Origin of the sequence: Isoptericola sp. NPDC057391, assembly GCF_042668085.1 — a bacterium.
Classification (GTDB): domain Bacteria; phylum Actinomycetota; class Actinomycetes; order Actinomycetales; family Cellulomonadaceae; genus Isoptericola.
The window spans coordinates 54,226-60,972 of record NZ_JBHVBO010000007.1 but is presented as its reverse complement, the minus strand read 5'-3'; the positions used below and the strand labels follow the sequence as shown (position 1 = coordinate 60,972).

The 6,747-nt window shown below is 73.5% G+C and carries 4 protein-coding genes; all 4 read right to left on the bottom strand.

Annotation, left to right across the window (positions count from 1 at the left end):
- Positions 1-114 precede the first annotated feature (114 nt).
- Genes ACFUVW_RS02170 through ACFUVW_RS02155 form a run of 4 tightly spaced genes read right to left on the bottom strand, consistent with a single transcriptional unit; the run spans position 115 to position 6,729 of the window.
- A complete protein-coding gene (locus tag ACFUVW_RS02170; RefSeq protein ID WP_430569705.1) occupies positions 115-2,739 on the bottom strand; it encodes a polysaccharide lyase family protein in 2,625 nt (874 codons plus the stop codon).
- A gap of 59 nt (positions 2,740-2,798) precedes the next feature.
- Positions 2,799-4,073, bottom strand: coding sequence for an MFS transporter (locus ACFUVW_RS02165; RefSeq protein ID WP_430569704.1), 1,275 nt, complete (start codon positions 4,071-4,073; stop codon positions 2,799-2,801).
- Between the two features lie 55 nt (positions 4,074-4,128).
- Positions 4,129-5,673: an alpha-N-arabinofuranosidase gene (locus ACFUVW_RS02160; protein ID WP_430569703.1), complete on the bottom strand. Its 1,545-nt coding sequence runs from the start codon at positions 5,671-5,673 to the stop codon at positions 4,129-4,131.
- Between the two features lie 39 nt (positions 5,674-5,712).
- Positions 5,713-6,729, bottom strand: coding sequence for a hydroxyacid dehydrogenase (locus tag ACFUVW_RS02155; RefSeq protein ID WP_430569702.1), 1,017 nt, complete (start codon positions 6,727-6,729; stop codon positions 5,713-5,715).
- Between the last annotated feature and the right edge of the window lie 18 nt (positions 6,730-6,747).

The following is a 6,747-nucleotide window of genomic DNA, read 5'->3' as shown; positions in this document are numbered from 1 at the left end:
GGGGGGCGGCGGCACGTGCGCCCCGCGGGCGCCACCGGGGGGGTGGTGGGTCGCTGCCCGCCCCGCCCGCGCCGGGCCCCCGGTCCGCGTGACCGGGGGCCGGGCTCGCGCCCGTCAGGCGATCTCGAGCCGGATCGCGTCGTACGCGGCCTCGTTCCACAGGTGCTCCGCGCCGGCGTTGATCTGCAGCGTGATCTCGTTGCCCGACGGCCGGAGCAGCGCCGCGTCGAAGGTGATCTCGCGGGTGTAGTTCCGCCCGCCCCGCGCGCTGCGGTACGTCGCCCCCTTGGCGTCCTCCGGCCCGAAGGTCCAGACGAACGGCTCCCCGTTGACCGTGATCGTGAGGTTGCTGTTCTCCGGCGGCACCGGCAGCGCGGAGCCCATCGCCCACGCGGCCAGCGCGATCGTCAGGGTGGCCTGCGCCCCGGCCACCGGCGCGCGGTCGAGGTCGAACAGGATGCGCCACGGGCTCTCCTGCCGGGTGAGGTGCAGCCGGTACGTCGTCGGCCGGGCCGCCCCGCCGTCGTCGCTCACCACGACCTCGAGGACGGTGCGCTGCGCGCGCAGGGGGACGGCGAGCCCTTCCTCGGGCACGACGTCGCCCCCGATCGTCACGCGCGCGCCGCCCCGGCCCGTGGCGCGGACGGTGACCGACTCCTGGTCCCACGGCAGGTCGGCGGCGAAGTCGGAGCGGAACGTGCTGAAGCCCGGCACCAGGTCTGCGCCGTCGACCGCGAGGCTCTCGAGGACGGGGAGGGCGGCATCGGCCGCGAGGATCTCGACGGCGTTGATCCGGCCGTCCCCGCTCGCCGCCAGGTCGAGGCGCCCGCCGGTGACGGTCACCGCCGCGGTGTGCACGGCGTACTCGCCGCGGCCCGAGACGAGCTCCACCGGCTCGCCGCCGTTGAACGCGACCCTGCTCGCGTTGGCCGCGATGTCGTCGCCCGAGAGCACGGTGACCTCGTACTCGCCGTCGGGCAGGTCGACCGCGAAGGTGTAGCCGGACCCGACGACGAAGTCGCGCTGCAGGTCGCCGTCCGACCCGCGGTCCCGCGAGTCGACCGTGCGGTCGAGGCCGAAGCCCGCCCCCGCGGAGTAGAGGGTGTTCTGCGCGACCCGCCGGTACCCGGCGGCAACGGGGCTGGACGCGGTGCCGAAGTCGAACAGCCAGACGCCCTCCGCGCCCTCCGGCAGCACCGTGCCCTCCGGCGCCTGCACCGGATAGGACCGCTGGTACTGGATGTAGTTCCAGTCCCACGGGGTGCTCCTCCCGACCGTGTAGCTGACGCCGTCGGGGAAGTCGTCGTGGAACGACTCGAACAGGCCGTAGCGCCGGAACTCGCGGCCATGACGGAACTCCCTGGAGTCCCGCGTGGGCGTGCCGAGCTGGAACACCGTGCGCCCGTGGCTCGTGGGCTCCCAGAGCATGCGGCCGAGCGTGACCTCCTGGCCGGCGCCGACCTCGACGTCGTCGATCACGTACTCGCCCCACAGGCCGCCGCCGTAGACGGTGAGGCGGTAGGTGCCGGGGCGCACGTGGTCGATCGTGAACCGGCCGCCCTCCTGGACGTCGGCCCAGTAGTTGTACCCGAGCACGGAGTCCTGCATGGGGGTGCCGTTGTCGGAGAGCACGACGACGGCGCCGTCGAGGTTCGGCACGCCGGGGACGCGGACCGTGCCGCGCACGCGGGACCGCTCGGTGGAGGGCGACCAGCCCTCGATCGCGAGCCGGTCGTAGAACTCCGCGTGCCGCTCGAACCGCGCCTGGCGGGCGGCGTCGCGGCGCATCGCCCGCGGGTCGTCGCCCCGGTTGAGGTAGACGAAGTACGGGCCGTACGTCTTCTGCCACGCCTGCCCGGCGGCGACGCGCACCGGCGGGGCGCCGTAGTGGGTGGCCTGCGGCTCCACGAGCAGCACCGGCGTGCTGCCGGTCTGGTGCAGGATCAGGTCCTGTCGCACCGGGCCGCCGCTGAACCCCTCCAGGTTCGGCAGCGCCGCCCACATGCCGAAGCCGTTGCCGTACAGCCCGTGCAGGCTGTGGTCCTTCATGGACACGGCCCAGTCGTACTTCGTGTAGTAGCGGCGGGGGTAGGCGGAGCCGGTGCCCTCGAGGTCGTAGGTCGCGTCCATGACCATCTCGGCGCGCGAGATCTCGTCGCCGGTGGGCATGCGGGCGGCGGCCTCGCGCCAGCGGACGGCGTCGGCGTCGTCCTCGACCGAGGCGTGGGTGAAGACGCCGCCGGCCGTGTAGAAGACGTACCGGTGCTGGTCGGTGCGGAAGCCGTGCAGCGCCGCCGGGTGGTCGTAGCTGTAGGCGAGGTGGATCCCCGCCTCGCCCGAGCGCACGACGTGGTGCCGCACGAGCCAGCACGGCATGTCGCCCGACGGGCTGTGGTGGTAGGCGACGTCGACGAAGTCCTGCTCGCGCCGGACGGTGAGGTGGTTGTCCGCCGGCGGGAGCGGCAGGCCGCCGCCCTCGCGGACGGTGTTCATGTCGTAGTTCCCGCGGCCGACCAGGTTCACGCCGTCGTAGACGAGCGAGGTGGTCCGACCATTCGACTTGTCGACGGTGAGGCGGACGAGGCCGTTGTCCACCACGACGTGGGTGTCCGTCTCGACGACCTCAGGCGGACCCGAGGCGGCGGCGCGTGGGGCCTGTGCCCACGGCAGCAACGCCGTCGCGGTGATCCCGGCCAGCTTCCCGAACGTGCGCCGCGTCATTGCGGCCGATGTGGTCATGCCACGGGAAATTAGCACGATTCAATCGGCGATCGGAAGGATTCATTGGATGACCGATCTCAGGCGGCGGGCGCGGTCGACGAGCCGTCGAGCGGCTCTCGCGCGCCGCCGCGGCGCAGTACCACGAGGTTGAGCGCGGCCGCGGCGAGCAGCACGACGGCAGTGGCGACGAAGACGGCGCGCAGCCCGGCTTGCGCCGCGACGACGCCGCCCAGCACCGGGCCCGCGACCTGGCCCACGTACTGCGCGGAGACGCCGTAGCCGAGGATGCGCCCGACGGCGTCGGGCGGGGCGAGGTGCCTGATCGCGGCGGTGATGGAGGGCAGCAGGCCGCCCAGGCTGAGTCCCAGCAGCACGCGCAGCACGCCGAGCTGCCAGACGTTCGTCACGAGCGCCTGCGCCAGCGCGAGCACCCCCGCCGCGGCGAGGCAGGCCACCACGACGCGCGCGTGCCCGACGTGATCGGCGAGGCGCCCGACGCGCGGTGCGGCGACGATGCTCCCCACGGCTGTGAGCGCGATCAGGACGCCCGCGACGCCCGCCGCGTGGGACGCCTGCCCCAGATCCTCCACGTACACGGTGACGATCGGCTCGATCGACATCGTGGAGAACAGGAGCAGGCTCGACGTCGCCAGCAGCGCGACCACGGCGCCCGGCCGCCGTACCTGCGACCATGCGCCGGGACGCCGGGCGCCTGCCGCGACCGGCGCGCGGGACGGCCGTGGCGGCTCGCGCAGCAGGAGCACGGTGGCGAGGAACGCCAGGAAGATCGCCGCGCCGCAGACGACGAACGTCGGACGGATGCCCACCCACGCGGGCACGAAGCCGCCGACCAGCGGCCCGACGACGTTCCCCGCGAGGATGCCCGACGACAGCACGCCGAGCGCCCACGCGCTACGGTCCTTCGGCGTCTGCGCAGCCACGAGGATGGTGGCCCCGGAGGAGTAGCCGCCGAGCAGGCCCACCAGCAGGCGGACCGCGACGAGCTGCTCCACGCTCTGCACGAACCCGAGCAGCGTCATCGCGACCGCCATGCCGAGGCTGGCGCGCACCAGCATCGACTTGCGGCCGAACCGGTCGCCGAGCGCTCCCCACAGCGGCGCGGTGAGCGCCGCCGTGAGGAAGCACGCCGCGTACGCGACGCCGGACCAGCGCACGACGGCGGCCGGGTCGTCGACGCCGAGCTGCCGTACGTACTCCGGCAGGAACGGCACCAGCAGCGTCATCGCGACGAGCGTGGTGAACGACCCGGCCGTGCCGACGGCGAGGTTGCGCCGCCAGTACCGGTGCTCGGGGTCGGCCACGGTGCGGTCCTCGACGTCAGGGCTGGTCATGCCCCAGGTCTACACCCGCTGTCCGGTCAATGGGACCATCTGTCTCACATCATGGCTACTGGTTCACGGTGAGCCGCACCGTCGCGAACGCCGCCGGCGGCAGCTGCACGACGAGCACGCCGCCGTCCAGCGTCACGCCGTCGAGCGGGCGCGGCTCGACGGCGTCGGGCGCGTCGAAGGTGTTGTGCGCGGCGGGGTCGTCGGCGGCGAGCACCGTCGCGACCGGGTCGCTCACCGCGTGCCCGCGCAGGTCGATCCGGACCGTGGCGGGGGCGTCGGGGTCGAGGTTGGTCAGCGACACGAGCACCGCGCCGTCCTTGGTGGACGCCGACGCCGAGACCGTCCCGACCGGCGTGCCGTCGACGTCGTGCGTGGCCCGCGGCGACCGCTCGCGCACCGGCAGGCTCGCGGCGTCGTGGTGGCCCGCGCTCATCGCGAACGCGTGGAACGTGGGCGTCTTGATCATCTTCGCCCCGTCCGTGAGCAGCATGGACTGCAGCACGTTCACCGTCTGCGCGATGTTGGCCAGGCGCAGCCGGCGGGCGTGGTCGTGGAAGGCGTCGAAGTGCACCGCCGCGACGAGGGCGTCGCGCATCGCGTTCTGCTGGTACAGGAAGCCCGGGTTGGTGTCGCGCTCCACGTTCCACCAGGTGCCCCACTCGTCGAGCGCGAGCCCGAGCCTGGCCTGCGGGTCGTAGGCGTCCATCACGGCCGAGTGGCCGGCGATGATGCGGCGCACGTCCAGCGCCTTGCGCATCGTGGCCCAGTACTCGTCGCGCGTGAACTCGGTGGCGGCGCCCTTGTCGCCCCACGTCCCGGCGAACGTGTAGAAGTGGAACGACACCATCTGCCACAGGTCGCGGGGTTCCGCGTCGCCGAGCTTCGCGACCTGCTGCATGAGCGTCTCGGTCCACGCGTAGTCGTCGTCCGACGCGCCCGCCGCGACCCGCACCAGGCGGTTGCCGCCGTGGTCGCGCGCGTACGTCGCGTGCTGGCGGGCGAGCGAGGCGAACTGGTCGGCGCGCAGGTTGCCGCCGCAGCCCCACGGCTCGTTGCCGATGCCGAAGAACGACACGCCCCACGGCTCGTCGCGGCCGTGCTCGCGGCGCAGGCGCGCCATCGGCGAGTCGTCGCCGCGCGTCAGGTACTCCACCCAGTCCGCGGTCTCCTGCACCGTGCCGGAGCCGACGTTCCCCGAGATGTACGGGGCCGTGCCGAGCAGGTCGCACAGCGCCATGAACTCGTGCGTGCCGAAGGAGTTGTCCTCGACGACGTCGCCCCAGTGGGTGTTGACGATCCGCGGGCGGTCGGACGCCGGGCCCACGCCGTCGCGCCAGTGGTACGTGTCGGCGAAGCAGCCGCCCGGCCAGCGCAGGTTCGGGATGGCCAGCTCGCGCAGTGCCTCGACGACGTCCGTGCGGATGCCGCCGACGTTCGGGATGTCGGAGTCCTCGCCCACCCAGAAGCCCTCGTAGATGCACCGGCCCAGGTGCTCGGCGAAGTGCCCGTACAGGTGGCGGCTGATCGTGGGGCCGGGGACGTCGAGGTCGACGACGGCGTCGAGGGCGAGGTCGGGCGTGGACGAGGACAGGTCGGTCACGGGGGTTTCCTCCAACGTTGCAGGGGTGCGGTGATGACGCTACTGAGCGGGCGCGAGGTGGGCGGCGAGGCGCTCGACCTCCGAGACGACGGCGTCGCCCAGGCGGAGCAGCTCGTTGCCCATCGACCCGGCCACGTGCGGGGTGAGCAGCGCGTTCTCCAGGCTCCAGAGCGGGTGCCCGGGCGGGAGAGGCTCAGGGTCGGTGACGTCGAGGATCGCGTCGATGCGCCCGGTGCGGAGCTCGTCGACGAGGGCGTCCGTATCGACGAGCGCGCCGCGCGCGGTGTTGATCAGGGTGCTGCCGTCGGGCAGCAGGGCGAGCCTGCGGGCGTCGAACAGGTGCCGCGTCTCGGGCAGGTCGGGCGCGTGGATCGAGACGACGTCGCAAGCGGCGGCCAGGTCGTCGAGGTCGGCCCGGCGGACGCCGAGCGCGGCCGCATCGTCCTCGGTCAGGTACGGGTCGTGCACGACGACGTCGAGGTCGAACGGGCGCAGCAGCTCGATCGTGAGGCGCCCCGTGGTGGAGGCCCCGACGATGCCGACCCGCCGGCGGAAGTTGCCGGCGTGCGGGAAGTGCTCCTCGCGATCGAGGTGCCGGCGCTGCGCGGCGTACCGGCGTGCGGCCGGCAGCACCTGCTTGCCGGCGAGGACGATCATGGCCTGCGCGTACTCCGCGACCGGGACGCTGTTGGCGGCGCGCGAGTTGGTCACGACCAGGTTGGCGGCGCGCGCGTCCGGGCCGAGCAGGTGCCACGCGTCGCCGCCGGCGTGCAGGACCGCGCGCAGCCGCGTGGCCGCCGCGAACGTCTCGTCGGGGAGCGGCGGCGCTCCCCACCCGGTGAGCAGGACGTCGGCCGTGCTCAGCGCGTCGCGGGCAGCGGGCGTGTGGAGCTCGGTGAGCACCTCGGGGTGCAGATCGGCCACCTCCTCGAGGCGACGACGGAGCGCCGCGTCGAGGAGGTGGTCGGCGAGGGAGGCGGGACGCATCGACAGGACGACGGCGAGGCGGTGAGGGCCGGCAGGATCGGTGGGTGGCGGGACCGCGGTGTCAGGCACGGGGATAACGATATCCCG

Coding starts and splice junctions, on each gene's coding strand:
- ACFUVW_RS02170 (WP_430569705.1), bottom strand. CDS start 2,739: ATGACCACATCGGCCGCAATGACGCGGCGCACGTTCGGGAAGCTGGCC.
- ACFUVW_RS02165 (WP_430569704.1), bottom strand. CDS start 4,073: ATGACCAGCCCTGACGTCGAGGACCGCACCGTGGCCGACCCCGAGCAC.